We start from the raw sequence: 26,680 nt of genomic DNA on the forward strand, positions 1-26,680 counted from the left end.
CGGACCCGGCGGGCTTCGACGGCCTTTTTCGCCCGCCGGCCGGAACTCGGATATGCTTGACAAACTCGGTGTCGCCGGCGTCGCCGGTATCGTCGTCCTCCTTGCGGGTATCGGTCTCGTGGCGTGGCAGAACCTGATTCTGGCCGCCGGGCTCGGCCTTGTCGTCAGCGGCCTCGGCCTGGTCGTCTACGGGCTCGTGACCAGCCTGCTCTCCTCGTTCGGGCTGGGCGGGATGCCCTAGACGGCGAACTCGAAGCGAGCGCCGCCACTCGCCGCCTCGGTCACCGACACGTCCCAGCCGTGGGCTGTTGCGATGGTGCGCACGATGTACAGGCCAAAGCCCGTCCCGCCCGCGGCGTCGCTCACGCCGGGGTCGAAGACCTGGTCCCGAACCGCGGCGTCGATACCGGGGCCGTCGTCTTCGACGGCGAACCCGTCGGCCGTCGCTTCCAGTCGCACCGTCACCGGCGTCTCGTCGTCCGTCTGTCCGTGTTCGATCGCGTTTCGAAAGAGGTTCTCGAACAGCCGCAGGAGCCGGTCGGCGTCCGCGTCGAGCCGGAACTCTTCGGGCCCCTCGAAGACGGCGTCGTCGGTGTCGACGTACTCCCACGCTTCGCGGGCCACCCACGCGATGTCGGTCGGTTCGATGTCAGTCGCCAGCGTCCCCTCCCGGGTCGCCAGGCGGATGTCGGTGATGATGCGGTCGATACGTTCGTGGGCCGCCTCGATGGCGTCGAGGGACCCCACATCGCCGTCGCGGGCCAGCGCGAGGTGGCCGCTCGCGACCGAGAGCGGGTTCCGAATGTCGTGGGCCAGCAGGTCCGCGAACTCCGCGAGGCGTTCGTTGTGCTGGCTGAGCTGGCCCGCCTGCTCGTAGCGCTCGGTCACGTCCCGGCCGATGCCGGCGAAGCCGATCACCTCGCCGTCCTCGTCGGTGAGTTGCCGCCCCGTCAGCTCGAAACGGACGGGCCCCTCCGTCGTCTGGCTCACCGCCTCGACGGTCGTCTCGCCCGTCTCGCGTATCTCGTCGAGGGCCGCCTCGACCGCCGGTCGGTCGGCCGGTCCGAAGAACTCCGTCGCCGCCATCCCGTCGAGCTCCGCGTCGCTCAGGCCGTACAGCTCGTTCAACCGCTGGTTCCAGTAGACAAGTCTAGCTGTCTCGTCGTAGATGTAGATAACGTCGTCCAAGGTGTCTAACGCCCGCTCGACAACGTCCCCCTCGACACTCATGGTATCTGTACGTGACCGCCGCTCATAACCGTTGGCAGGATATCGAGGAACAACTCGTAAACACGGGCATAAAGTTTTGCTTACGGAACAAATCAGAACAAAAGTTCGATAATATGGACTTTCGTGTCTGACTGTATATTTCCTCACACGATGGCCTGCGTGCCGCCTGGCGGGCGTCGTTCTGCCGGGGCGGTTCGCTCACCGCTTCGTTTCGAGGGCCGCACACTCCGTTCGCGCCCCTCGCGCTCCACGGGTCACTGCGTTCCCCGCTTTGTTTCGAGGCATCTTGCTGCGCTCGATTCCTCGCGCTCCACGGGTCGCTTCGCGCTCGCGGTTACACCGCTCGCTTTCGGGACGCTTCGCGTCCCGCTCTCCCCGTTCCGTTTCGAGGCGTTCCCGACGGGTCGGGAACGCCTCGCTCTACTCGAACAACTCTTCGTACACCTTCTGCTGTGCGGCCCGCAGATGCTGGTGGTACGTGGGCCGGGAGATGTCCATCGCCTGGGCGAGTTCGTCGCCGTCGACCTCGCGGGGCCAGTCGAAGAAGCCGCCGAGATACGCGGTTCGAAGCGCCGTCTCCTGGCGGTCGGTAAAGCGCTCGGAGAGCGAGGCCTGGAACTCCTGTTGGGTCTGGACCGGCCGCTCGTGCTCGTGGTAGCCCACCAGGTCGGTGCCGTCGTAGTTGTCCTCGACCAGCGAGAACACCTCGCGGGCGTCGCCCTCGTATGGGAGTTCGATGGTGTAGCGGGCGACGCCGTTCTCGCCGGTTATCTCCTTGGGTACCGCGCCGTGGTCGACCAGCGTCGCCAGCAGCGACTCCCCCACGGTGACCTCGAACAGCGCCGACCCCTCGTGTTCGGCAACCTGCGTGACGCTGCGGACGGCGTCGTCGTCCTGGAGTGCCGTCAGAACGGCCTCGGTGTCGCCGCCCTCGGCGTCGAGATACACCCGCAGCGACCCGTCGTCTTGCGTGACAGTCCCGGCGGAAGTCAGCGTTGTGTCGGTCGACGCCGAGAGCCGGCTCATCAGCAGGTCGCGGTCGGTGACGGTGAACTCCAGCTCGATGACCTTGTCCGCCGACAGGATCTTGCCGCTCTCGATGGCGTTGATGGCGTTGGCGACGGCCCGGCCCAGCGCCTCCAGGACGACCTGCTCGCGGTCGTCGAACGCGTCGGGGCGGTCCGAACAGACGAACAACACGCCGTAGGTCGAGTCGGTATAGGCCAGCGGGACGACCATCATCGACGCGACGCCGGCCTCGTGGACCCACTGGACCCACTCGACGTCGCTGGCGCTGAGGTCGTCGATAATCTCGCTGCGTCCCTCGGCCAGCGCCGTCGCGCCCGGCGTCCCGTCGGCGACCGGTATCGACTCGCCGTCGGCCACGACGCCGGCCTCGCCGGCCCACTCGCTGACGTCGAGGTTGTCCCCGTGGACGGCGGGACGGCCCACCCACGCGAGCGTGTACGGCTCCGTCGCCGCCAGTTCCGCACAGACGCCGGCCTCGACGGCCTCCCGTGTCGTCGCCTCGACCAGCACCTCGACGGTGTTCTCGATGAGGCCGTTGATGCGGTCGAGGATGGTCGCGATGCGCTCTCTGGTCTCTCTGACCTCCTGTTCGCGTTTCGCGCGGTTGCAGGCCGCGGCGGCGTTGGTCGCAAGCAAGGCGACGACCTGTCGGTCGATGTCGTCGAAGGCGTCTTCCTCGGTCGAGAGCACGCTCAGGGTTCCGTGGACGCCGACAGGCATGTACAGTCCCGAGCCGACGGTCGTCCCGCTGTCGTCGAGCGCGTGACTGGTGCTGTAGCTCGCCGTCTCGCCGGAGGCAAAGACCTGGCCGGCCTCCCCCTCGTTGAGGCCGTACACCGGCCGTTCGCCCAGAGCCTCGACGACCGCGTCGGTCGCCGCCGCCGGCCGGAGCACCCGCTCGTCGGCGTCGTACAGCCGGACGACGGCCATGTCGAGGCCGAGCACCCGCTCGGTCGCTGCGGCGACGATGCTGGCCACGTCCTCGCGGCTCGGCGCCTGCATCAGGCTCCGGGAGGTCTCCTGCAGGGCCGAGAGCAGCTCTTCGCGGCGCTTGCGCTCGGAGATGTCACGGATGACGCCGGCCGTTCCCCGGAATTCGCCATCTGGGCCGTACAGCACCGTCATGTGATCCTCACAGGCGATAGTCCGTCCGTCGGCACGCCGGAGCTCCAGCTCGAAGGTCGTCCCGACGTCGTCCCGGCCCGACGACGAGAGCAGCTCCCGCAGTTTCGACTCGGCGAGTTCGACCGTCTCGCGGTCCTTGATGATGATGGTGTGTTCGCCCAGCAGTTCCTCGATGTCGTAGCCCGTCAGCTCCGCCAGCGCCTCGTTGGCGAAGATGAACTCTCCTTCGTCGTCGAGCGCGTACACGCCATCGTCGAGCGCCTCGATGACTTCGCCGTAGCGGTCGAACGCCCCCATCGCCGTCGGGCCGTCGTCGCTCGCCACCGACGCGATACGGTGGGCCAGTTCGACGTACTGCGTGTCGCCGCCCGGCCGGAGGTACGCCAGCGTGTCGTCGGCCAGCACCTCGCTGACCTGCTCTGGCCCCCCGTCGGCGAACACCACTATCGGTAGCGTCGGGCGCTCCGCCCGGAGCTGCGTGACCAGCTCGGGCAGCTCGAACGCCAGGCTGACGACACAGTCGACCCCGTCGACCGAGTCGGCCGCTGCCTGACCGGTCGCCGTTCGAACGGTCAGTCCCGCCTCGGCTGTGTCGAGGCTCGCCGCCGTCTCCGCAACCCGTTCCTCGTCGTCCCCACACACGAGGACGGTGTGCCCGCAGTCCATGCCTAACTGGTTAGCCAGTCTGGCACATGAATGTGCGGGTCAGGCACCGCGCTGGGACAGCCCCTCGCGCATCCGCGGATGACAGCCCGCACAGAGGTGCTCCTCACGCCGGTACGTCATCGTCTCCGTCGGCCGCCGGTGCTTCCATACGTGGCCCACCTCGTCGTTGCAGTTGTCACAATCTACCATGGGTGTATCTGTCGTGTGTGGTATTATCTATCATAAAGCTCCCGTCTAGTTCTGTTTAAGGAATACTAACTGGACGGACGCTCGCTTCGACACTCCCTGGGTCTGCCGTGCTTCAATTCCCTCAGTTCCGCATACACGGCTCTCACGTCCGTTCGAGCCGAGAGATGCGCCGTCCGGGAGTGAGCAACCGCGGAGCGGTTGCGAGCTACGGACGGCAAACGACCGCAGGGAGTGCGCCGTCCGGGAATTGAACCCGGGCTCTAGCCTTGGGAAGGCTATGTCCTACCACTGGACCAACGGCGCACGGCACTCACTACGTTCACACCGCGCATCGCGAACACTCCGTGTTCGCTCACAACGGCGCGCCCGTTGCACTCGAAACGTCACACGGCGCGCACTTGAACGTAGCGCTTCGGCCGCTGTGGACACTGGGCCCGAAACCCGACCTCCTGATGGACGCACGTCCGAAAATACCGCACCGATAGATGGCTATTTGTCGCCTGCGGCCCAGGTTTCGGTATGGCCGACGCCGAAACCGTCATGCGGGCGACGGACCCGCTCGACCTCTCCTTCTCGGAGGCCGAACTCGAGGCGCACCGCGAGCACATCACCGCGTTCATCGAGGGCCAGCTCGACGCGGCGGGGGTCGACCGCGCAGTCCTGGGACTATCGGGCGGTATCGACAGCACGCTCGTCTCCCATCTGGCCGTAGAGGCGCTGGGTCGGGACGCCGTCCACGGGCTGGTCATGCCCAGCGAGGTCAACGCCGCGGACAACATGAGCGACGCCGAGCGGGTCGCCAACGACCTGCTGGGTATCGACTACGACGTCATCGAGATCAACCCGCTCGTCGACGCCTTCCTCGAGGCCTATCCTGAGGCCGAGGGCGACCAGCTCGCCGTGGGGAACCTCCGGGTGCGCTGTCGCGCCGTCCTCAACTATCTCGTCGGGAACCACGAGGACGCGCTGGTTCTGGGGACCGGCAACCGCAGCGAGGCGCTGGTGGGCTACTATACGAAGTACGGCGACGGCGCCGTCGACTGTCACCCTATCGCGACCCTGTACAAACAGCAGGTCCGCCAGCTGGCCAAACACGTCGGCGTCCCCGACGACCTCGCCGAGAAGACCGCCAGCGCCGAGATGTGGGCCGGTCAGACCGACGCCGGAGAGATGGGGATGACCTACGACACGCTCGACTCGATTCTGGCGCTCCATATCGACGGCGGCGTGCCCAAGGACGCCACCGCCGACCACATCGGCGTCCCGCCCAGCGTCGTCGACCAGGTCCGTGAGATGTACGAGACCAGCGCGCACAAGCGCGCGATGCCGCCGGGACCAGAGCCACTTTACTGAGGTAGAGTTTCGCGCTCGTCTTTTGCTATCGAGGCACACAGTCAGCAAGCACCGCTAGCAGTGGACGCCGACAACACTGCAAACAGCCAGAAAGCCCCGACCAGCTACACTCGGGGGGCTCGCTGCGCTCCTCGCTCGTTTTCACTCGCTGTGGTGCTTACGTCGCCCGCCTTCGTGTAGCTGGCCGCCCCTTTCAGTCCCACCCAGTGCTGTTTACCCAGCCGGCATGGGGTGGACTGAAAGGGGCCGGTGGCTCGACGAACCCGGACGACGAAAGCACTGGACCGAACGCAGTGAGGGAAGCGCGCAGCGAGTCCTGGGAGTCGAGCCACCGGGGGCTTTCTGGCTGTCCACAAATTTTCTCGTATAGCTATCTCTCCCTGCTAGCGCCACCGCACTTTATTTAGCAGCCGTCCGACGCTCCGGTATGTCATACCGCGCGAACTACGCCCGCTGTTCGTTCCAGCAACATCTCGGTCCGTCGGCGGACTCGCTGGACGTGGCGTGGGCGGACTTCTCCGGAGACACCACCGACCAGGTCACGTTCACTGTCCCGACCGACGCGCCGGTCGAGCCGTACGTCCAGATGCAGGTGTACGACGTCGGCGAGTTCAGTCACGAGATACGGGTCAACGGGACCGAACTGACGGGCTTTGACATCGCACCCGGCGAGGGCTGGCAGTACTGGATGGACACCATCGCCGACACACAGCTCCAGCAGGGGGAAAACACCATTCAGTTCCGACGGGACCGGGACACCGACGACGCGTTCATCGTCGGCACGGCCGTCGTCCACTGGAAGGAACCCGTCGAGTAACTATTTAAAACGCTCCGCTGACGGTCGCCAATCTGTGCGAAACAGTCACACGATATAGCGTCGTTCCGACCGCAGTGGTGGGGTTTCGGTGGGGAGACACGGTGGCGAGCTATCGGCGTCCGTCGGCCGCTATCCCATACTTTTATATAGAACCACAGACAATCAATCGACTGATTATGAGCCAGCGTCAGATGCAGGGCCAGCCGATGATCATCCTGGGAGAGGACTCCCAGCGGATGAAAGACAAGTCTGCACAGGAACACAACATCTCGGCCGCCCGGGCGGTCGCCGAGTCCGTTCGCTCGACACTCGGTCCCAAGGGGATGGACAAGATGCTCGTCTCCTCGATGGGCGACGTAACCGTCACGAACGACGGCGTCACCATCCTCCAGGAGATGGACATCGACAACCCGACAGCCTCGATGATCGTCGAGGTCGCCGAGACACAGGAGGACGAGGCCGGTGACGGCACAACCTCCGCCGTCGCCATCGCGGGCGAACTCCTGAAAAACGCCGAGGACCTGCTGGAGCAGGACATCCACCCGACGGCCATCATCAAAGGGTTCGACCTGGCCGCGACGGAGGCCAAGGCCGCCGTCGAGGACATCTCGACCGAAGTCGACCCCGACGACGAGGAACTCCTGAAGAAGGTCGCCGAGACCTCGATGACCGGCAAGGGCGCCGAGCTCAACAAGGAGCTGCTCGCCCAGATCATCGTCGACGCGGTCAACGCCGTCACCGTCGAGACCGAGGACGGCGAACACGTCGTCGACCTCGAGTACCTCAACGTCGAGACCCAGACCGGCAGCGCCGCCGGGGAGTCCGAACTGCTCGAAGGCGCCGTCGTCGACAAGGACCCGGTCCACGAGGAGATGCCGACCACGGTCGAGGACGCGAAGGTCATGCTGATGGACACCGCCATCGAGCTGGAGGAGACCGAGGTCGACGCCCAGCTTTCGGTCGACGACCCGAGCCAGCTCCAGAACTTCCTCGACAAGGAAGAACAGCAGCTCAAGGACCTCGTCGACAAGGTCGAGGCCACCGGCGCCAACGTCCTGTTCTGCCAGAAGAACATCGACGACATGGCCCAGCACTACCTCGCACAGAAGGGCATCCTCGCCGTCAAGCGCTCGAAGAAGTCCGACATCGAGTTCCTGAAAGAGGTCCTGGGTGCCAACGTCGTCTCCGACCTCGATTCGGCCAGCGAGGCCGACCTCGGCCACGGGTCGGTCACCCGTGACGAGGCCGAGGGCCTGTTCTACGTCGAGGGGTCCAACGAGGACGCCCACGGCGTCACCCTCCTCCTGCGTGGCTCCACCGACCACGTCGTCGACGAGCTCGAGCGCGGCGTCATGGACGCCCTCGACGTCGTCGCCGCCACCGTCACCCAGGGCCAGGTCCTGGGCGGCGGCGGTGCCCCCGAGGTCGAGGTCGCTCGTCGCCTCCGTGACTTCGCCGACGGCGTCGAGGGCCGCGAACAGCTCGCCGTCGAAGCCTTCGCCGACGCGCTGGAGATCATCCCGCGCACGCTCGCGAAAAACGCCGGCCTGGACGGCATCGACACGCTGGTCGACCTGCGCGCCGCCCACGAGGACGGCCAGGTCAGCGCCGGCCTGAACGTCTTCACCGGCGACGTCGAGGACACCCTCGAAACCGGCGTCGTCGAGCCGTCCCACGCCAAGCGCCAGGCCATCTCCTCGGCTGCAGAGGCCGCGAACCTCGTGCTCAAGATCGACGACATCATCGCCGCGGGCGACCTCTCGACCTCCGGTGACGGGGACGAGGGCGGCCCCGGCGGCCCAGGCGGCGCCCCCGGCGGTATGGGCGGCGGCATGGGCGGGATGATGTAAACCCACTTTTTGCACTTCACTCGCGCCGCTTCGCGGCGCTCGTTCAGGCAAAAACTTGGGGAAAATCGCGGCTTCGCCTCCTGTCGCGCGCCTTCGGCGCGCGGTAGTCGGCTCGCCGCGGGAGAACCGGCGCGCTGAGCGCGCCGGATGCTTGCGACCGCAGTTCCCTCGTCTCTAGAACGCTATAGAACGGTCCGTAGGGTGTTGATTTTGTATCGTTTAGAGTGAATCCCCTCCCAGTCAATTTGCCTGCGAACCAACCACTGTATTTCCCATCAGATAAGGCAAATGTTCTCAGAGTCGTGCAAGATACAGCGCGCGTACTACTCACTATGAAATTTCGCGGGGAATTTTTACTTGAGCGGGCTTTAAATTCTGGCTAATGGTGGTTTGCCCATCCTGTGGTAAGGATGATTTTGACAGTGAACGCGCTATGAAGATTCACCATGCAACTGCGCATGGTGAGAAGCTTGCTCAAGTGACTAATGTCTGCGTGCAATGTGATAAGGAATATAATATTACGGAAGCGAAGGCAGAGCGTTCGCGTTTTTGTTCTAACGAATGTAAAAGCGAATGGCAAAAAGAGGCACAATCGGGAGAGAACAACCCCAGATGGAGCGGCGGAAAAATTTCGTTAGAATGTGAATTTTGCGGGCGGAACTATAATGTAACAGCAGCCCGCGAAGAGAAGTCACGGTTCTGTTCGAGGGATTGTCTGGATAAGTGGCGCTCAAAATATAGGTCTGGATCTAACTCACATATGTGGGAGGGCGGTAGCGAAATTGTGACGTGTGAATACTGTGGTGGGGAATACGAAGTCCGCCCCTCGCGTGTTGACACAACACGGTTCTGCTCAACTGAGTGCAAAAACGAGTGGCAAGCAGACCATCTCACAGGAGAGAATAATCCATTCTGGCAAGGTGGTAAAGTACAATTGGAATGTACTCAATGCGAGGACACTTATAGCGTGAAATCAGCAAATGAGGCCGTTTCTCGATTCTGCTCCCGAGACTGTCAACACGATTGGCAGGCAGAACATTGGGTCAGTGAAGATGCTCCTGCTTGGGATGGCGGAACAGTGTCAGTTGAGTGTGTTCAATGTGGAGAGACATTTGTGACGAAGAAGTCGACAGCTGATTCTCGGAAATTTTGTTCAAACGAGTGTATGGGAGATTGGCGTAGCAAGAACCGTTCAGGGAAGAATGCACCATCGTGGAAGGGGGGCAAAGTTAGAGTTGAATGCGAAAGGTGTGACACCGAATTCGATGTGAAGCCGGTTCGTGCAAACAAAGCTCGATTCTGCTCGTATGCATGCCGAAATGAATGGCTGACGACTCAAACTGGCCAAGACCACCCGAACTGGAAAGGTGGAAGGCATTTGAGAAATATCGTGGTGAAGCAATTACATGGCCCTTCTTGGACTACTATTAGAGAAGAACACGTATCTTCGGAGTGTCAGAATTGTGGGATAGATGAATCTCAGTTTGACAGGGGGTTAGATTTGCATCATATTGTTCCAATTCAGGCAGGCGGTACTAATCAGGGATATAATCTGATTACGCTTTGTCGGTCCTGTCATAAGAAGGCAGAATCATATACAACCGATTTTACAGAATCGGTACTGTCACCAACGGAGATTTAGGATCTGTTGAAACTCTCAACCGCAGATAGTTTGTCGGGGATATGCTGGATACAACCTCTATATCTTGCGAGCGAAATTAGCTGGATTCCTGACGAGTGCGCGCTCTCGTTGTTCGCTACCTCGCCTGTACTGGCCAATTCAGCCACCGCTTCCTCTTCACTACTCGCCGACGTCTACAATATCAATCTCCAGCAATTCCTGGACCGGGGCCCTACCGAAAGCGGCCGCGTCACAGGTGACGAAGGTCGCATCGTGCTCGCGTGCGGTCGCGGCGTGGAGGAGGTCCGCGAGGTTGAGCCTGATATCCTGCTGGTCGAGTGAGTGTTCCAGCAGCACCGCTTCGACCGCGACACCCTCGGTCAGCGGGAGGACACGCTCGATTCGCTGGGTGAGCGCGTGGTGGTGCTGGTGGACCGCGGACGCCTCGCTGTAGTATCGGAGGTACTCGAACAGCACGGTGGCGGGGATTGCCCACGCCTCGGAGGCGTTGCGCTGTAGATACGAGACGACGCTGGAATCGGGGTCCGGTCGTGCGAACTTTGCGACGACGCTGTTGTCGAGACACAGCAAAGTCATCGACGGCTGTTCTCGTCGAGCGAGTCGGACAGCTCTTCGTTCGTCTGTTTCATGTGTTCCTCGATTCCCTCCTCAGCGAATCCAGCCATTTCACGTACGTCTTCCTCAGTTCGGGTGATTGCGAGTCGGTCCAGCAACTCGTCGAACGTCTCGTCGTCCTGTTTCACCGCCTCGAGTTTCGCTTTCGTCTCCTCAGAGATGCGAATCGACGTGCTCATGCGAATACATTGTATGCAGCGTGTGGTAGATGTTTCGCCGTCTCGAGCAGCGCTGGAATACGGCGTGAAACTGCATATCACGGCAACGACTCGCAGTCCAGTACACCGCGAGCACGAGCACGGCTTCGAGCGGGCCGCTCTACCGCGAGTCCGAATTGACCTGTCCGTTCTCGTGGGTATCGCCGACGTCGGTCGCCAGGGGGAGCCTGAGCGTGATGGTGGTCCAGCCGTCAGACCGGTCGTAGGAAACCGTCCCGTCGGCCGATTCGACGATCCACCGGACGACCCACAGTCCGAGCCCGCTCCCGTGTTTGAGCTGGGTGACGTCCGCGCCATCGAATATGACGGCCTGTTCGTACTCGGGGATTCCGGGGCCGTCGTCTTCGATCGTGATGACGACGTTCTGGCCGGTCGCTCTGGTGGTCGCGTGGATCGGCGTCTCCGTCCGCGTGCTCACCCGGACGGTCGGTGAGCCGGTGTTGTGCGTGACCGCGTTCTCCACGAGGTTCTCCAGGGCGTCCCTGATTTCGAGCCCCGTCGACACGGGGACGGGCGTCTCGATGTCTGTCTCGATAGTCGCGTCGTGCCACTTCCGCCGTGCGTCTGCGACCACTTCGGTGGCCACACCGCCGATCTCCACTATCGTATCGGACGGGGACTCACCGAGCATGTTCTCCGCCATGCGAGCCTTCTCGCTGACGCCTGCGAGGTCCTCGGCGTGGGAGATAATCCGGGACGCGGCGTCCGTGACCTCGGTCGTGGTCCCCTTGTCGGCTATCTGCTCGGCCATCCCCAGGATGACGGTCAGGTCGTTGCGGACGTTGTGGCGTAACACGCGATGGAGGACGTGGAGGTGCTGTCTGGCGTGTTGGGTCTCGGTCATGTCGGCGTAGATCGCCAGCCCGTAGAGGTGCCCCTCCGTGCGGTCGATGGGGAGCCCTCGGTAGGAGAACTCCTGGACGCCGTTGGTGGTCTGTCGCCTGACCAGCTCCGTCGTCACGTTCCCGTCGGCGACCTGCTCGTCGAACCGCGCGGCTTCCGTCTGATACTCCGCCGGGACGATGTAATCGTTCAGGGACTCTCCGACGATGAACTCCGGCTGGTAGCCAAAGGTCCCTTCGAACGCGGAGTTGACGGCCTGGACGAGTGGTTCGCCATCGACGAGTTCGTAGACGACCGCAGCGTCGTCCAGCAGTTCGATGAAATTACGCAGTCGCACCAGCTGTGCGGACGGACGCTCTTCCGGAATCGTCTCTCGGTGTACCGTGCCGATGACCGTCCCGAGTGTCGACTCCGGCGCAACGGGGGCGAGCTCGATTCTGACCGGGATCGTCTCACCAGCGACCTCGAAGCGACAGGTAACCGTCTGGCTCGTCTGTGTGTCTATCACCTGACTGAGCGCGGTTTGCAGGGCCCCGACGTCCGCCTCTGCGACGACGGCCGTCACCGGCTCTCCGAGCAGCGCTTCGTGTCCCTGGTCTAACCACTCGGCTAGCGTGCCGGCGATTCGGGTAATCCGCAAGTCTTCGTCTAGAAAGAACATGAGACGGACGCTGTCTGGGGTAGCAGCGATTCCCTTACTGGACCGTGCTGTGCCGTGCCTGTCATCGTGTCGAACGCTCTAACAGGTCAACGACGCTATCGGGTAAACATATTGTGGCTGTTTCGGACCGTGACATGCCGGCCGCTGGTCGCTGCCGGCCCGGCCGAGGACAGCGACGTGCCCCACCAGCGTCGCGGTCCAGTGCCGGAGTCCGCCGGCTTGGTAGTTAAGTGCAACCGCACCCCACACTAGCGTATGCAGACGCTGTTGCTCGGTCCCGACGACGTGCGCGAGTTCGCGGACCTCCCGTCGGTCGTCGACGCCGTCTCGGACGCCTTCGCCGCAGACGCCAGGGGAGACACCATCATGCCGGCGAAATCCTACATCGACCTCCCGGCGTACAACGGCGACTTCCGGTCGATGCCGGCCTACGTCCACGCCGGCGACTGGGACGCCGCGGCGGTGAAGTGGGTCAACGTCCACCCGGACAACCCCACCGACCACGACCTCCCGACCGTGCTGGGCACGCTCATCTACTCGGACCCCGAGACGGCGTTCCCGCTGGCGGTGATGGACGGGACGAACCTGACTCGCCTGCGGACGGGTGCCGCGGCAGCCGTCGCGACAGACCACCTCGCCGTTCCCGACGCCGATTCGCTTGGGCTCGTCGGTGCGGGCGTCCAGTCGTACACCCAGCTGGCGGCCATCGCCGCGGTGCGGGACATCCAGCGAGTGATAATTGCCGACCAGAACGCCGAGAAACAGCAGGCGTTCGTCGACCACTTCTCGGACCGGTTCGACGTTCGCGCGGGCAGTATCGCCGAGGCCGCCGCCTGTGACGTGCTCTCGACGATTACCCCAGTGGAGTCGCCCATCGTCGACCGGGCGTGGCTGGGCGAGCACACGCACGTCAACGCCATCGGGGCCGACGCAGAGGGCAAGCACGAACACGACGACCAGACGCTGCTGGACGCGAAGCTCGTCATCGACGATTACGAGCAGTGTACTCACTCGGGCGAAATCAACGTCCCCTGGAGCGAGGGGACACTGGACGAGGACGACATCTACGGGGAACTGGGCGCTATCGTCGCCGGCGAGATTCCGGGCCGCGAGTCCGGGGACGGAATCACACTGTTCGATTCGACGGGGCTGGCGATTCAGGACGTGGCGGCGGCCCACGTCGCCTACGAGAACGCGCGAGCAGCGGGCGAGGGCACCGACTTCTCGCTGGTCGGCACGGGGGCGAGCTAGCTCGGTGTCAGCGATGGAGTCTATCCCCTTGTCGGGGTGCGTTCGCGAGGACGGCGTCACCGTCCGAAGTGTTTCGGCAGGACAGCGCTACCGGACTCGTCAGCGTCACCTGACATCGTTCTCGCTAGTCAGCGCTGCCCCAGTGCGTCGCTGGCTCGCGAGATGAGCCAGACGACCAGAAGCAGGGGGAGGACGGGGGCCAATAGGATGAGCAGCCCCAGAAATATCAGCCAGCCGATGGCGTCCATCTGGGCGTTGGGGTGCGTTCCCGACGGCGGCGTCACCGTTCGGAGTGGCTCCGGCAGCCTCGAATCGTCGCCGTCGTCGGCATCACTCATACTCGTTGATAGGTCTCTCGTTCGGATAAGGCCACTGTCGGTCTTCCCCGCTGAAGGGAAAGCTATAGCAACGTCGGTCTCGGACCACCTATCATGACTACGACTGGTGAGGAACGCGAGCGGGCCTTCGACCACGGCGAGGTCGAGCCCCGCTGGCAAGCGGCCTGGGACGAGGCCGACGTGTTCCGCATCGACGACGACGCCACCGACCCCGAGTACGTGCTGGCGATGTTCCCCTACACCTCGGGGCAACTGCACATGGGCCACGTCCGGAACTACACTATCACGGACGCCTTCGCCCGCTTCGAGCGGATGCGCGGCGAGGACGTGCTCCACCCGATGGGGTGGGACTCCTTTGGCCTGCCCGCCGAGAACGCCGCCGAGGAGCGGGACACCAACCCCCGAGACTGGACGATGCAGTGTATCGACCAGATGCGCGACCAGTTCGTCGAGATGGGCTTTGGCTACGACTGGGAGCGCGAGGTCACCACCTGCGAACCGGAGTACTACCAGTGGAACCAGTGGCTGTTCAAACAGTTTCGAGCGGCGGGCCTCGTCGAGCGCCAGGGCGCGGAGCTGAACTGGTGTCCCTCCTGTGAGACCGTGCTGGCCGACGAACAGGTCGAGGGCGAAGACGAACTCTGCTGGCGCTGTGACACCCCCATCGACCACCGCGAGATGGACCAGTGGTTCCTCACCATCACCGACTACGCCGAGGAGCTGCTCGAAGCCCTCGATGGGCTCGACGGCTGGCCCAACAACGTCCGGGAGATGCAGCGCAACTGGATCGGCCAGCAGGAGGGGGCAAGCGTCGCCTTCGAGGTGGGTGACTACGGCGCCGTGGACATCTTCACCACGCGACTCGACACTATCCACGGCGCGACCTACTTCTCGCTGGCACCGGGCCATCCCGTCGCCCAGCAGATTGCCGAGGACAACGACGAGGTCGCCGAGTACGTCGAGATGGCCGAGCAGGCCGACGAGGACGACCTCGAGGTCACCTCGGGCGTGTTCACCGGCGAGTACGCCACGAACCCGGCCACCGGCGAGGAGATTCCGGTCTACGTCGCCGACTACGTCCTGACCGACGTCGGGACGGGCGCACTCTACGCCGTCCCGGCCCACGACGACCGCGACCACGAGTTCGCACAGTACCACGACATCGATATCCAGCAGGTCGTCGAACCGAGCGACGACGCCGACGCCGACCCCGACGACGTGGACGTGCAGGAGGCCGCCTACACCGAGGACGGCGTACTCGTCAACAGCGGCGAGTTCGACGGGCTCACGAGCGCCGAGGCCCGCGAGGAGTTCGTCGAGGTCTTCGACGGCGAACACCGCACCGAGTACAACCTCCGGGACTGGGGTATCTCCCGACAGCGCTACTGGGGCACCCCGATTCCGATGATTCACTGCGAGGACTGTGGCTACGTCGAGGTCCCCGACGAGGACCTCCCCGTCGAACTGCCCGAGTTCGTCCACACCACCGGAAACCCCCTCGATGCCGCCGAGGAGTGGAAACACGTGGACTGCCCCGACTGCGGGGCCGACGCGGTCCGCGAGACGGACACGATGGACACCTTCGTCGACTCCTCGTGGTACTTCCTTCGCTACGTCTCGCCGGACCTCGAGGATGCGCCCTTCGACACCGAGCGGGCCAGCGACTGGCTGCCAGTCGACCGCTACGTCGGCGGCATCGAACACGCCGTTATGCATCTGCTGTACGCCCGCTTCTTCACGAAGGTCGTCGACGACGTCGACCTGCTCGATGGGGTCCGCGAACCCTTTGTCAACCTCACCAACCAGGGGATGGTGCTGGGCGAGAACGGCAACAAGATGTCCAAGAGCAAAGGAAACGGCGTCTCGCCACAGCGCATCATCGAGGAGTACGGCGCCGACACCGCCCGCCTGTTCATCATGGAGGCCGCCCAGCCAGAGAAGGAGTTCGCCTGGAGCCCCGAGGGCGTCCAGTCCGCCCATAGCTTCCTGCAGAACATCTACCGGTTGACCGGTGAGTTCGCGGATGGCGAGGCGCTACGCGCCTCGGATAACGCGAGCGGTGGAACCGCGAGCGACGGCGAGATTACGTTCGGCAGCGAGGGAGAGATAGCCGACTACGTCGCCCGCGAAATCGACGCCACGGCCGCTCGCGCCACCGAAGAGTACGAGAAGTTCCGCTTCAACCACGCGTTGCAGGCCGTGCGTGAACTCGTCTCCCTGCTGCGGCGCTACCGGGAGGCCACCGACCCCGACGCCGAGACGTTCGAGCGCGGGCTGGTGACCGCCGCGAAGCTGCTGGCACCGGTCGCGCCCCACGTCGGTGAGGAGCTGTGGGAGCAACTGGAGAGCGACGGACTCGTCGCCGAGGCCGCGTGGCCGAACGCCGACGCGCCCGCAGACTACGACATCGAGCGCCGCCTCGTCGAGAACACCCGCGAGGACGTCCGCGACATCGTCGACACCGTCGGTATCGAGGACCCCGAGACCATCACGCTCGCCGTCGCGCCCGAGTGGAAACACGACGTGGTGGCTATCGCTCGCGAGGCCGACAACGTCGTCCCCGCCGTGATGCAAAACGAGGAGCTCCAACAGTACGGCGAGGCCGCCGCCGACTTCGCGAAGACGCTGGCGGGCCGGGCCAACATCGACGAGCATCTGCCGCCCGAGCGGGAACTGGCCGCACTCGAACGGGCGGCCTGGCTCGTAGAGCGTGAGTTCGGGGCCGACGTGGTGGTCCAGTCGGCCGACGAGGCCGACGACGGGCTGGCGTCGAAGGCCGAGCCGGGGCGTCCGGCTATCGATATCGCGGAGTAACTGGGCTCACCGCGCCGGCCTACGTCCGGGCGGGCCGTGCCAGGCCTCTCCGCCAGTGTTTATTTCACCGGGCCATTGAGTGACTCATATGACCGTTGAGAGTACGGGGAAGTCGGAGGTTCGAGGGGGGCTCAACACCGACCGAAAACACGTTCTCATCGCCTCCGCGGTGCTGTTTGTCATCTCGCTGGGCGTGTTGATTCCCGCACTCGGTATCGTCCTGGGCTGGTTGTTCACCATCACCGGAGGTATCGCAGGTGGTATCACTATCGGTGCGCTCCGCCGGCGCGGCGGACGAGACGGTGCGAAGTACGGTGCTATCGTCGGTGTCGTCGGTGGGCTCGCGTCGTCGATAGTCGGCGTGGTCGTCGGGACCCTCACGAACTTCGTTCTCGCGCCGGATGCGAGTCTCGGATTTCTGTTCGTCGCGGCCTTCGGGTTCGTCTCGGGGATGCTGTTCAAAATCATCGGGGCCGCCGTCGCCGGCGCGCTGACCGGTGCGGTACTCGAATCGTAGGCTGTCGCGACTACGTCCCGAGCAGCCCGGCCTCGCCGAGGTCCCGGAGCACGTCTTTCGCGTGGCCGTCAGGGCGCACGCCCTCGTACAGCCCGACGACCTGGTTGTGGGCGATGACGAACGTCGTCCGCCGGGCGTGGCCGTCGGTCAGTTCGACGCCGAAGGCCTCGGCGACGTTCCCGTCGGGGTCCGCCAGCATGTCGAAGGAGAGCCCTTCGTTGTCAGCGAACGCGCGGTGGCTCTCGACGTCGTCGGTCGAGACGCCGTACACCGAGACGCCGTAGGTCTCGTAGCGCTCGCTCTCGGCCTCGAACTGGGTGGCCTCGGTCGTACAGCCTGGCGTATCGTCTTTCGGGTAGAAGTACAGCACCGTCGGGGTCGAAAAGTCGGGCCGGACCCGCTCACCGTGCTGGTTCTCGGCGACCACGTCGGGGACGCTATCGCCAGGGACGAGGGCCATCTCAGTTCACCGGGATGGACGTGCCGTCGTCGGCGGCGGTTGCCTTCGGCAGTGTGACGGTGAGCACGCCGTCCTCGTAGCTCGCCGCCGTCTCGCTCTCGGTGACGGCCTCCGGGAGGCTGACTGTTCGCGAGAGCGACTGCTGTCGTCGCTCGCGCTGGACGTAGCGCCCGTCGGTCGTCTCGCTTTCCTCGCTGTGCTCGGCGCTGATGGTGAGGCTCCGGCCCTCGGACAGCTGGACGTCGATGTCGTCGCTGTCGTAGCCCGGCAGCTCCGCGTGGACGACGAAGCTGTCGCCCTGGTCGACGATGTCGGTCGGGACGGTGCCGGCGGCGACGCCGAACTGGTCGCCCAGGACGTCGAAGGCGCGCTCTATCTCCGATAGTGGGTCGCGGTCGCTCATGGACGGGCGTACACGCTCGTGGGACTTAAGCGCTGAAGACCAGTTCCGCTGTGGCGAGTCCGTCAGTCGATGACGGTCTCGGTGTCGTACGAGCCGAGATGGCGGACCCAGCCGTTCTCGGCCAGCTCCTCGATGTCGGCCAGCGCGGCCTGGCACCGTTCCTCGTAGAGACCGGCGGCCGCGTCGAGGTGGAAGACGTAGTCGCCCAGTCGCTCGCCGCTCGGTCGGGACTCGATGCGGGTGAGGTTGATGTCGCGGTCGGCGAAGGCTTCCAGCAGTTCCAGCAGGAGGCCGGGGTAGTCGGCGTTCGGATAGATGATGAAGGAGGTCTTCCCGCCGCCCTCCTTGCGTTCGCTGGCGGGTGCGACGGCGACGAAGCGGGTCGCGTTCGAGGACTGGTCCTGGATGTCCTCGGCGAGCAGGTCCAGACCGTCGCCGGCGTTGTCCGGGTGGCCGATGGCGGCGACGTCGGGGTTCTCGCGGGCGCGCTCGACGCCGCGAGCGGTGGAAGCGACGGCTTCGACGTCGACGCCGGGGTAGTGCTCTTCGAGCCAGCCGCGACACTGGGCCAGCGCCTGGGCGTGGCTGGCGACGAGCGAGAAGGAGTCGTCCTGTGCCAGCAGTGCGTGACGGATGGGCGTGATTATCTCGCGGACGACGGCGACGTCGTACTCGGTGAAAGCGTCCAGAGACTCCGTGACGGAGCCTTCGATGCTGTTCTCGACGGGCACGACGCCGCGGTCGGCCGTGCCCTCGGCGACGGCCTCGACGATGGCGGTCATCGATTCGGCGAAGTCGATGTCGCCGTCGTCGGCGACCGCGCGGGCGGCCCGGTGGGAGTAGGTTCCCGAGGGGCCCAGCGTGATAGTCGTCATGTGGCTCGCTACTCCGTTCGAGGACAAAAGGCCGGTGGTCGTCAGGTCAGCGTCGCCAGCTCCTCGTCGGTCAGTTCGATGTCGGCGGCCGCGACGTTCTGTTCGAGGTGCTCGATGCTCGCCGTCCCCGGAATCGGCAGCGTCACGTCCGACGATTCCAGCAGCCACGCCAGCGCGATCTGGTGGGGCGTGACGTCGTGGCGGTCGGCGATGTCGTCGATACCGTCTACGTCGCCGAGCTCCCCGGCCGCCAGCGGGAACCACGGGATGAAGCCGATGCCGTAGTCCTCACAGGCGTCGAGCACTGCCTGGGCGTCCCGGTTGGCGACGTTGTACTGGTTCTGGACCGTGGCGATATCGACGATGTCGCGGGCGCGGTCCAGCTGGTCGACGCTGACGTTCGAGAGGCCCACGTGCTCGACGAGCCCGGCGTCTTTCAGCTCCGCCAGCGCGTGGACGGAGTCCTCGAAGGGGGTGTCCGGGTCCGGGCGGTGGAGCTGATAGAGGTCGATGGTGTCGACGCCCAGCCGGTCCCGCGAGCAGAGGTAGGCGTTGCGCAGATAGTCGGGGTCGCCGTGAGGCAGCCAGTCAGTGTCGGTGTTGCGAAGCAGGCCGCCCTTGGTTGCGACGACGATGTCCTCGCGGCCGACGTCGAGCGTCTCGCCCAGCAGTCGTTCGGAGACGCCGGGCCCGTAGGAGTCGGCCGTGTCGATGAAATCAACGCCCAGCTCGACGGCGCGGCGGAGCACCTCGCGGGCGTTGTCGACGTCGTCCGGTTCGCCGATGATGCCCTCGCCGGTGATGCGCATCGCGCCGAAGCCGAGTCGGTCGACCGTCAGGTCGCCGCCGATGTCGAAGGTATCGCCTGTCATCGCTCCGGTGTAGGGTTCCGGGCCTGAAATGCGGCCGGGTCGCGGCCGTCTAGTTCCCGCGCCGGCGGGCCTGTGACAGCCGGACCGAGAGGTAGCCCCCGGCGTAGAAGAGGACGACGCTGGCGACGAAGGCCACCAGCGAGACGGCGACGATGGGGAGCCCGAACCCGGAGGCGACGAACGGGTTGGCGCCCGCGGTCCCGACGTAGGTGTCGACGGCCGCCCCGCCGCCCAGCCCCACCGCGAACACACACACCGTCAGCAAGATGGCGAGCCCCCCGGTCCCGAGCCCGACGTACCGCGCGAAGTCCTCGACGTCGAGCATCGTGTGGGCCTGGGACTCGGTCAGCGGCGCGCGACGCACGCGGTACAGCGCTGTCCCGACAAGCAGCGTCGCGCCAAGCAGTTCCAGTAGCCCGCCGAAAACGCCAAGTAACAGGACCTTCGGCGAGGCGACGCTGGGGTCTGTCGCGGGGAGGTAGCCCGCGACACTCGCCGGGAAGAGCCCGTACATCGGGAGGAGTGCGACCAGCAATCCCAACAGTGCGCTCTGGAGCATCAGCGTGCGCGGGACCGACTGTCGGAGGAACGCGTGGCGCTGGTACCTGACTTTCTCGTACGTGCTACCCGAGCAAATGGCGCTCGCGATATGGTCGTCCGTCGGGGGGTCGGTAGTCATATATGTTGCCGGTTCTGGCGGTGATTTTTCAGACGAGAACATAACCTTTGTGCCTGCCCCGAAAACTGCCTTCGTGGGCCGCTGGCGGTGGTATACCGGCTCGCTGGAACTGGCTACTATCCCGGTGTCACCTGGTGTGAATCGCCTCACCGCGGGCGGCCGCGGCGGCCTCGTGGACCGCCTCGGAGAGGGTCGGATGGGTGTGGATCGTCCCTGCGATATCTTCGAGCCGGGCGCCCAGTTCGATGCCCAGCCCGACCTCGGCGACGAGTTCGGACGCCTCCGGCCCGACTATCTGTGCGCCCAGCAGGAACTCCGTGTCGGCGTCGGCGACGATACGAACGAACCCCTCGCGCTCGTTCAGCGTCAGCGCCCGGCCGTTGGCTCTAAGGGGCATCTGGCCGACCACGGGGGAAAAGCCCGCCTCGCTCGCTTCGGCCTCGGTCATCCCTACCGTGCCGATTTCGGGGTCGGTAAAGACCGCCGCCGGAATCGCCTGGTGGTCGAGTGCCGCGGGCTCGCCGGCCGCGACCTCGGCGGCCACCTCGCCCTCGGCCATCGCCTTGTGGGCCAGCATCGGCTCGCCGGCCACGTCGCCGACGGCGAAGATATGGTCGAGGTCGGTCCGGGCCTGCTCGTCGGTCGCCAGGATGCCGTTCTCGTCTGGGTCCAGGTCGATATTCTCGAGGCCCAGTGTGTCAGTCACTGGCTCGCGACCGACCGCGACGAGGCACGTATCGGCGTGGTACTCCTCGACTCTGTCGTCCTCGTCGGTCGTCGCCACGCGGATGCGCCCGTCGTCGAGTTCTTCCCAGTCGCTCGCGGCCTCGCCGAACGCGAAGTCGATGCCAAGCGACGCGGCGCGCTCGCGGACGACCTCGGCCACGTCGTCCTCGTAGCCCGGCAACACGTCTTCGAGCATCTCCACGACGGTGACTTCGGCGCCCAGTTTCGCGAACACCGTCGACAGCTCCATCCCGATGTAGCCCGCCCCGACCACGAGTAGCTCGTCGGGGACCGTCTCCAGGGCCAACGCCGCCCGCGAGGAGAGGATGTGCTCGCCGTCGAACTCGAAGCCCGGAATCTCGATGGGTCGACTCCCGGTGGCGACGATAGCGTGCTCGAAGGCGATGGTTTCCGAGCCCTGGCCCTCGCCGCCGTGTGCCACCCGGGCCGTCTCCTCGTCGACGAACTCGGCGGTCCCCTCGACCAGGTTGACACCCGCCGATTTACAGAGCGACTCGACGCCCCGGGTCAGCCGGGTGACCACGCCGTCCTTCCAGTCGGTCATCGCGTCCATGTCGACGGCGGGGTCCGCGAAGATGCCCATGTCCTCGGCCTCGCGAGCGTCGTGGGCGATGTCGCTCGCCGAGATGAGCGCCTTCGAGGGGATGCAGCCGTGGTTCAGGCAGGTCCCGCCGTAGGCGTCCCGTTCGACCAGCGTCGTATCGAGCCCGAGTTGCGCACCGCGGATGGCGGCGACGTAGCCGCCCGGACCCCCGCCGATGACCAGTACCTCAGTTCCCGTCGTGACGTCTCCGACGACCATAGGCGACTCTCGCCGCCCGCACCTATAAAAGGGACGAGCGAACCGCTGTCGGCCACCCTCGACGGCCTGCTCGCTGTCGCCGGGTCCCCCTACTCGTAGATGTCTCCACCGTAGCTCTCGACGAGTTCGTCCAGCGAGTCGCGCTGCTCCCGGCCGGTTTCCACGCTCCGGTCGGCCGCCTCCGATCGCCGGCCTGCCGAACCTACCCACGCCCGTAGCGCATCCCGGATTGCCTCGGAACGAGACGTGTACCCGCGGTCCTCGTACTCCGCGTCGATTCTGTCGACCAGCTGCGACGGAACGCGAACGGCAATCTTCGTTGACCCTCCTTGGCTGTCGGTACTGCTGCTCATAAATTATGGGTCCAGTGTGGCACAAATATATCCACTGGCCAGATTTCTCCGCCGCGAAAATACAGTGTGGCTGTCACGAACCCCTTCCAGCCGACACACTGAAGCCGGTAATCCGGCTACACAGGCGCATGAACGTCACCGTCGAGGTGGCCGGCGAGGACACCCACGAACTCGACGTCGCCGAGGACGCCACCTACGCCGACCTGCTGGCTCCCTTAGACCTCTCGCCGCACGCGGTGTCGGTGCTGGTCGACGAGCGAACGGTGCCGACGAACCAGCCCGTCGAGAGCGACCACGTGCGTGTGGTGCGACTCATCAAGGGCGGATGAGTAGGGTCGGGAGCCGTCCAGGGACTCAGCTGAGCGTATCGAGGAAGTTCGCCCACCGTCTGTGGTCCTCGATGGCGGCCGTCCGGGCCGTCTCGCCGTAGTCCGGCTTCCGGATGTTCTCCAGGGCGTGCAGCGCCCGGTCGAGGCCGACAATCTCGTCGGCCAGCCGCTCCGCCGTCTCGCGGTCCAGCGGGTCGGACTCCAGGCGTTCCAGCCGACGGGCGCGCTCGTTTCGGAGGGTTCTCTTGGCGTCTGCGAGCAGCTCCCGGTGTTCGGGCGGGACGCCCGGCACCTTTCTGGTCTCGATGACGAACTCCGCCAGCGAGAGCTCCTCGCCGTCGACGGTGACTGTCTCCGGGAGCGAGGCACCGATTGTCGCGCCCTGTCGGTTGACCCGGGCCAGGAGCTTCTCACGCACCGCGTCGTCCATACCGGCACGTGGGCCGTGGGACGGAAAAGTCACGGGCCGCCCTCGCTGCTGTCGCCGTCGGGTCACCACCCCGTAACCCCCCGTTTTTGCCGGTCGAGCGTCTACATCGGGTATGTCAATCGAGGCCACTGACTTCTCCTTGCCCAACGTCGGGCCGGGGCCCGACCCGCTGTCGCTGTCGGCGCTCGCGGCTGACCACGACTTTGCCCTGTTGCTCTTCCAGCGGGACCACTACTGTACGAACTGCCGAAAACAGGTCCAGACCGTTGCGGGCCGCTACGAGGAGTTCGCCGAGCGAGAGACGGAGGTCGTCTCCATCGTCCCCGAGCCCCCCGAGAACGTCCGCGAGTGGCAGGACAGCTACGACCTCCCCTATCCGCTCGTCGCCGACCCGGAGACGGAGGCGGGTGACGCGTACGACCAGCCGGTCCGTTTCGGCTTTCTGGGCGACTGGAGCGACTTCCTGGGGCGGATGCCCGAGGCGGTCCTCATCGACCTGCGTAGCTCCCCCGAAATCGTCTGGCAGTACCGGAGCAAATCCACGTTCGACCGGCCCAGCGTCGACGACCTGCTGGCGGCCATCGACGACGCTCGCGACGGATGACTGCTGTTCGCGACGCCACGGTCTCGGACCTCCCGGACGTAATGAACATCCTCGACGGCGCGGTACTGCGGGCCGACGCGGCAGCCGTCCAGGACCACATCGGCGACGACGAGGTACTGGTGGCGGTCTCCACGGACGGGGAGCGCGTTCTCGGTGCGCTGGTACTTTCGGGCCACCACATCGACGCCGTGGCGGTCCGGCGCCGTCGCCGTGGCCAGGGTATCGGGTCGGCGCTGGTCGAGGCGGCCGCCGACCGCCGGGAGCGGCTCACTGCCGAGTTCGACGCGGACCTGCGGTCGTTCTACGAGGGGCTGGGATTCACCATCGAGCAGACCGACGAGTCAGGGCGGCTGTGGGGCGAGCGCGACTAGTTCTGTCGGCCCGTGATGGCGTCGGGCTCCAGTTCGTACAGCGTCAGCGCCACCTCGTCGTGGGCCTCGTCGAAGATTCGGATGGGCGCGAACTGCTCGTTGATAGACTCGATGTCGTAGGCGGGGTGGGACGGCGGGACTCGCCGGATGGGGCCACGCGCGATGACGCTCCACCCTCGCTCTTCGGCCGGTCCGGCCGTCTCCTCGGCCTCGAAGACGACGTAGGTCGCCGTCTCGGTGGTCTCGATGTAGTCGGCCTTGCTGTCATCGGGCGTCTCGCCCAGTCGGAAGAAGAGCTGTCCGTCCTCGTAGTGGTGGTACAGCGGGATGGCGTAGCTCTCGTTGCCGTCGGCCAGCGAGAGGACGCCGTGACCGACGTCGCGGAGCGCCGATTCGATCTCGTCGTCGCTCATCGCTCGCGTGTAGGCAAAGCGGGCGTCGGGGTCCATAGCAAACCTACGAGGGTTGATAGGTTAAACCACTGGCTCGCCCGGTAGACCCGTGGGGGCGGACACCGCCAGTCAGCCCAGAAGGTACCGCATCCACGGGTACCGCTCCACGAGTGCCACGCCACCGACCTCGTAGTCCTCGATGTACTGGTCTAGACCCATGATGCGGCCCGCGCCGAAGGCCGCCACGGAGAGGAACACGAGCATATACGCGAAGTCCCCGTTGATGTAGCCGTGGGCGACGTCCCAGTTCCCGAGGTAGAACAGGAGCATCATGAACGCGCCCCAGAACGCCGCCAGCCGGGTGAGCGCGCCGACGATGAGCCCCAGTCCGATGAGTACCTCGCCCCACGGGACGGCGACGTTGACGAACTCGACGAACGCGGCGTTACTTCCCATCGCGGTGAACAGGCCAGCCGCGGGGCTCCCGTTGGCCTGCGGGGCGTTCATGAGGTAGCCCGAGGCGCTGAAACTGCCCGATAGCACCTTCTCGAATCCGCTCTGGAAGAACGCGACGCCCATCATTATCCGGAGGGCGAGGATGAACCAGACGGAAAGCGTGTGGAGTCGACCTTCGGCGGTGAACCCGCCGACGCTGCTTCGAAGTGATACTTCCTGTGAAGACATATGAAGAGGTACTACAGGTATGGTGGTAAGTACGTAGCACTGTTCCCGCATTCGGAGAATGGGTCCGCAGCCAGGCGAAAACGGTCGTCAGCTCAGACCAGCGGTTCGACCAGGTCGCGGCCGGCCTCGAGCAGCTCCTCGACGCGGTCCTCGCTGCCGGCTTCGGCGTAGATACGGAGTTTCGGCTCGGTACCCGAGGGACGCATCAGCAGCCAGGTGCCGTCTTCCAGACGGACCTTGAACCCGTCGATGGTGTTGATGCCGTCCACGTCGACGCCGGCGACGGTCTCGGGGAGCTCCGTCTCCAGGTCCGAGAGCACCGGCCCCTTCCGGTCGTCGGGACAGTCGACGCTGATTCGGGACTGGTGGATCTCGCCGTAGGCGTCGATGAGGTCGTCGACGCGTGCGTCGAGCGGTTTCTCCGACTCGGCGGCGGCCGCCACCAGCGCGATCAGGACGCCGTCCTTGTTCCGGAGGTGGTCGGTCAGGCCGAAGCCGCCCGACTCCTCGCCGCCGAAGAGGGCGTCGTGTTCACGCATCGCCTCGGCGACCCACTTGAAGCCGACGGCGGTCTCGTGGACGTCCTGGTCGTGGGCCTCGGCGACGCGGTCGACGATGCTCGAGGATGAGACTGTCCGGACCACGTCGCCCTCGCGCGTCTCGAGCAGGTAGTCGTACATCGCGGCGAGGAACAGGTTCGGGTCCAGAAAGCCCCGTTCGGGCGTGACGATACCCAGGCGGTCGGCGTCGCCGTCGTTGACGAAGCCGATGTCGGCGTCGCCCTCGGTCACTTCCTCGATGAGTTCGCCGACCTTCTCGGCTGTGGGTTCCGGCGAGCTGCCGCCGAACTCGGGGTCGAGGTAGTCCCGCATCGCGGTGACGTCGGCGCCGGCCCGTTCGAGCAGGGTGTTCGTGACGCCGCGGCCGCTGCCGTACATCGCGTCGTAGGCAACCGTGAGCCCGTCGAGGTCGGCGTCAGCGTACTCGATGGCGTGGTCCTCGTAGTCCGCGATGAGGTCGCGCTCGGTGACCTCACCGTGTTCGTCCTCGGGGAGGCTCTCGGGGTCGGCGAGGTTGCTCTCGACTTCCTCGGTGAGGTCGGGGAGTGCGGGCGCGCCCTCGCCGGGGATGAACTTCACGCCGTTGTACTCGGGCGGGTTGTGACTCGCGGTTATCTGGAGTGCGCCGTCGTGGCCGCCCTCCTTGGCCGTCCAGGCGACGATGGGCGTCGGTGTGTCACGCTCGGGTAGCACCACGTCGAACCCGTTGGCACAGAACACGCGGGCCAGTTCCTCTGCGAAGCCCCGCGACGTCTCGCGGGCGTCGTAGCCGACGACGACCGAGTCGTCGTGGCCGCGGTCACGGAACGTCGTCGCGAGGGCCTGGCCGACGATTCGCACCCGCGGTTCGGTGAACACGTCGAGGGTCGCTCGCCAGCCGTCGGTTCCGAAACGTATCGCTTCGGCATCAGCTTCGTCCATACGTGAATTCTCTCATGGGCCCTTCAAAAAGGTCACCCCC

The 26,680-nt window shown here is 65.3% G+C and carries 29 protein-coding genes and 1 tRNA gene; 11 read left to right on the forward strand and 19 right to left on the reverse strand.

Annotated elements, in window-relative coordinates:
• The first annotated feature begins 52 nt into the window (after positions 1-52).
• On the forward strand, positions 53-241 hold the full coding sequence (locus tag EGD98_RS11520; RefSeq protein WP_220588518.1) for a DUF7470 family protein: 189 nt from the start codon (positions 53-55) through the stop codon (positions 239-241).
• On the opposite strand, the gene EGD98_RS11525 is transcribed toward EGD98_RS11520, so the two are convergent.
• The 4 genes from EGD98_RS11525 to EGD98_RS11540 all read right to left on the reverse strand — a co-directional run bounded on the left by EGD98_RS11525 (position 238) and on the right by EGD98_RS11540 (position 4,542).
• Positions 238-1,230 (reverse strand): sensor histidine kinase, encoded by a 993-nt coding sequence (locus EGD98_RS11525; RefSeq protein WP_220588519.1) that lies wholly within the window; start codon positions 1,228-1,230, stop codon positions 238-240. The genes EGD98_RS11520 and EGD98_RS11525 overlap by 4 nt on opposite strands.
• A gap of 420 nt (positions 1,231-1,650) precedes the next feature.
• A complete protein-coding gene (locus EGD98_RS11530; RefSeq protein WP_236039465.1) occupies positions 1,651-4,050 on the reverse strand; it encodes a bacterio-opsin activator domain-containing protein in 2,400 nt (799 codons plus the stop codon).
• 39 nt (positions 4,051-4,089) lie between these two features.
• Positions 4,090-4,239: a hypothetical protein gene (locus tag EGD98_RS11535; RefSeq protein ID WP_220588520.1), complete on the reverse strand. Its 150-nt coding sequence runs from the start codon at positions 4,237-4,239 to the stop codon at positions 4,090-4,092.
• A 232-nt stretch (positions 4,240-4,471) separates the two neighbouring features.
• Positions 4,472-4,542: transfer RNA gene (locus EGD98_RS11540), tRNA-Gly, on the reverse strand.
• Positions 4,543-4,758: 216 nt separating this feature from the next.
• Between EGD98_RS11540 and EGD98_RS11545 the strand changes: the two genes are divergently transcribed.
• The 4 genes from EGD98_RS11545 to EGD98_RS21290 all read left to right on the forward strand — a co-directional run bounded on the left by EGD98_RS11545 (position 4,759) and on the right by EGD98_RS21290 (position 9,901).
• A complete protein-coding gene (locus EGD98_RS11545) occupies positions 4,759-5,592 on the forward strand; it encodes an NAD+ synthase (protein ID WP_220588521.1) in 834 nt (277 codons plus the stop codon).
• Between the two features lie 427 nt (positions 5,593-6,019).
• Entirely contained in the window at positions 6,020-6,409 is a 390-nt protein-coding gene (locus tag EGD98_RS11550) for a DUF7383 domain-containing protein (RefSeq protein WP_220588522.1), read from the forward strand.
• A gap of 176 nt (positions 6,410-6,585) precedes the next feature.
• On the forward strand, positions 6,586-8,259 hold the full coding sequence (thsB, locus tag EGD98_RS11555; protein ID WP_413229584.1) for a thermosome subunit beta: 1,674 nt from the start codon (positions 6,586-6,588) through the stop codon (positions 8,257-8,259).
• A gap of 1,165 nt (positions 8,260-9,424) precedes the next feature.
• A complete protein-coding gene (locus EGD98_RS21290) occupies positions 9,425-9,901 on the forward strand; it encodes an HNH endonuclease (protein ID WP_425433354.1) in 477 nt (158 codons plus the stop codon).
• 159 nt (positions 9,902-10,060) lie between these two features.
• Here EGD98_RS21290 and EGD98_RS11565 read toward each other — a convergent pair whose 3' ends face one another.
• From EGD98_RS11565 to EGD98_RS11575, 3 genes are all read right to left on the reverse strand, one after another.
• A complete protein-coding gene (locus EGD98_RS11565) occupies positions 10,061-10,477 on the reverse strand; it encodes a type II toxin-antitoxin system VapC family toxin (protein ID WP_220588524.1) in 417 nt (138 codons plus the stop codon).
• Positions 10,474-10,695: a DUF7557 family protein gene (locus tag EGD98_RS11570; protein WP_220588525.1), complete on the reverse strand. Its 222-nt coding sequence runs from the start codon at positions 10,693-10,695 to the stop codon at positions 10,474-10,476. Before EGD98_RS11570 ends, EGD98_RS11565 begins: the two co-directional genes overlap by 4 nt.
• Before the next feature lie 139 nt (positions 10,696-10,834).
• On the reverse strand, positions 10,835-12,238 hold the full coding sequence (locus tag EGD98_RS11575; protein ID WP_220588526.1) for an ATP-binding protein: 1,404 nt from the start codon (positions 12,236-12,238) through the stop codon (positions 10,835-10,837).
• 255 nt (positions 12,239-12,493) lie between these two features.
• On the opposite strand from EGD98_RS11575, the gene EGD98_RS11580 reads away from it, so the two are divergent.
• A complete protein-coding gene (locus EGD98_RS11580; RefSeq protein WP_220588527.1) occupies positions 12,494-13,489 on the forward strand; it encodes an ornithine cyclodeaminase family protein in 996 nt (331 codons plus the stop codon).
• Positions 13,490-13,617: 128 nt separating this feature from the next.
• Here EGD98_RS11580 and EGD98_RS11585 read toward each other — a convergent pair whose 3' ends face one another.
• A complete protein-coding gene (locus tag EGD98_RS11585; protein ID WP_220588528.1) occupies positions 13,618-13,827 on the reverse strand; it encodes a DUF7535 family protein in 210 nt (69 codons plus the stop codon).
• 93 nt (positions 13,828-13,920) lie between these two features.
• Between EGD98_RS11585 and leuS the strand changes: the two genes are divergently transcribed.
• Complete coding sequence (leuS, locus tag EGD98_RS11590; RefSeq protein ID WP_220588529.1) at positions 13,921-16,641, forward strand: leucine--tRNA ligase; 2,721 nt, start codon at positions 13,921-13,923, stop codon at positions 16,639-16,641.
• 88 nt (positions 16,642-16,729) lie between these two features.
• On the forward strand, positions 16,730-17,158 hold the full coding sequence (locus EGD98_RS11595) for a hypothetical protein (protein ID WP_220588530.1): 429 nt from the start codon (positions 16,730-16,732) through the stop codon (positions 17,156-17,158).
• A 10-nt stretch (positions 17,159-17,168) separates the two neighbouring features.
• Here EGD98_RS11595 and EGD98_RS11600 read toward each other — a convergent pair whose 3' ends face one another.
• From EGD98_RS11600 to EGD98_RS11630, 7 genes are all read right to left on the reverse strand, one after another.
• On the reverse strand, positions 17,169-17,618 hold the full coding sequence (locus EGD98_RS11600) for a peroxiredoxin (RefSeq protein ID WP_220588531.1): 450 nt from the start codon (positions 17,616-17,618) through the stop codon (positions 17,169-17,171).
• 1 nt (position 17,619) lies between these two features.
• The gene (locus tag EGD98_RS11605; RefSeq protein ID WP_220588532.1) at positions 17,620-18,021 is read right to left on the reverse strand and encodes an Hsp20/alpha crystallin family protein; all 402 of its coding nucleotides are present in this window, start codon (positions 18,019-18,021) and stop codon (positions 17,620-17,622) included.
• A gap of 62 nt (positions 18,022-18,083) precedes the next feature.
• The gene (gene pheA, locus EGD98_RS11610) at positions 18,084-18,896 is read right to left on the reverse strand and encodes a prephenate dehydratase (protein ID WP_220588533.1); all 813 of its coding nucleotides are present in this window, start codon (positions 18,894-18,896) and stop codon (positions 18,084-18,086) included.
• Between the two features lie 41 nt (positions 18,897-18,937).
• A complete protein-coding gene (locus EGD98_RS11615; RefSeq protein ID WP_220588534.1) occupies positions 18,938-19,768 on the reverse strand; it encodes an aldo/keto reductase in 831 nt (276 codons plus the stop codon).
• A gap of 49 nt (positions 19,769-19,817) precedes the next feature.
• Entirely contained in the window at positions 19,818-20,447 is a 630-nt protein-coding gene (locus tag EGD98_RS11620; protein WP_220588535.1) for a hypothetical protein, read from the reverse strand.
• 127 nt (positions 20,448-20,574) lie between these two features.
• Positions 20,575-21,996, reverse strand: coding sequence for a dihydrolipoyl dehydrogenase (gene lpdA / locus EGD98_RS11625; RefSeq protein WP_220588536.1), 1,422 nt, complete (start codon positions 21,994-21,996; stop codon positions 20,575-20,577).
• Between the two features lie 89 nt (positions 21,997-22,085).
• Complete coding sequence (locus tag EGD98_RS11630) at positions 22,086-22,349, reverse strand: ribbon-helix-helix domain-containing protein (protein WP_220588537.1); 264 nt, start codon at positions 22,347-22,349, stop codon at positions 22,086-22,088.
• 128 nt (positions 22,350-22,477) lie between these two features.
• Between EGD98_RS11630 and samp2 the strand changes: the two genes are divergently transcribed.
• On the forward strand, positions 22,478-22,678 hold the full coding sequence (gene samp2 / locus EGD98_RS11635; protein ID WP_220588538.1) for a ubiquitin-like small modifier protein SAMP2: 201 nt from the start codon (positions 22,478-22,480) through the stop codon (positions 22,676-22,678).
• 25 nt (positions 22,679-22,703) lie between these two features.
• On the opposite strand, the gene EGD98_RS11640 is transcribed toward samp2, so the two are convergent.
• Positions 22,704-23,108 carry a DUF5788 family protein gene (locus EGD98_RS11640; RefSeq protein ID WP_220588539.1) on the reverse strand — a complete coding sequence of 135 codons (405 nt, stop codon included), beginning with the start codon at positions 23,106-23,108 and terminating at the stop codon, positions 22,704-22,706.
• 112 nt (positions 23,109-23,220) lie between these two features.
• On the opposite strand from EGD98_RS11640, the gene EGD98_RS11645 reads away from it, so the two are divergent.
• Both EGD98_RS11645 and EGD98_RS11650 read left to right on the forward strand, forming a co-directional pair.
• Positions 23,221-23,712 carry a peroxiredoxin family protein gene (locus EGD98_RS11645; protein WP_220588540.1) on the forward strand — a complete coding sequence of 164 codons (492 nt, stop codon included), beginning with the start codon at positions 23,221-23,223 and terminating at the stop codon, positions 23,710-23,712.
• Positions 23,709-24,083 carry a GNAT family N-acetyltransferase gene (locus EGD98_RS11650; protein ID WP_220588541.1) on the forward strand — a complete coding sequence of 125 codons (375 nt, stop codon included), beginning with the start codon at positions 23,709-23,711 and terminating at the stop codon, positions 24,081-24,083. The genes EGD98_RS11645 and EGD98_RS11650 overlap by 4 nt, the downstream gene beginning before the upstream one ends.
• On the opposite strand, the gene EGD98_RS11655 is transcribed toward EGD98_RS11650, so the two are convergent.
• From EGD98_RS11655 to EGD98_RS11665, 3 genes are all read right to left on the reverse strand, one after another.
• Positions 24,080-24,532: a pyridoxamine 5'-phosphate oxidase family protein gene (locus tag EGD98_RS11655; protein WP_220588542.1), complete on the reverse strand. Its 453-nt coding sequence runs from the start codon at positions 24,530-24,532 to the stop codon at positions 24,080-24,082. The genes EGD98_RS11650 and EGD98_RS11655 overlap by 4 nt on opposite strands.
• A 72-nt stretch (positions 24,533-24,604) precedes the next feature.
• The gene (locus tag EGD98_RS11660) at positions 24,605-25,159 is read right to left on the reverse strand and encodes a DoxX family protein (RefSeq protein WP_220588543.1); all 555 of its coding nucleotides are present in this window, start codon (positions 25,157-25,159) and stop codon (positions 24,605-24,607) included.
• A gap of 92 nt (positions 25,160-25,251) precedes the next feature.
• Positions 25,252-26,640 carry a phosphohexomutase domain-containing protein gene (locus EGD98_RS11665; RefSeq protein ID WP_220588544.1) on the reverse strand — a complete coding sequence of 463 codons (1,389 nt, stop codon included), beginning with the start codon at positions 26,638-26,640 and terminating at the stop codon, positions 25,252-25,254.
• Positions 26,641-26,680 lie beyond the last annotated feature (40 nt).

It is taken from the genome of Haloarcula salinisoli (assembly GCF_019599405.1).
GTDB lineage: Archaea > Halobacteriota > Halobacteria > Halobacteriales > Haloarculaceae > Haloarcula > Haloarcula salinisoli.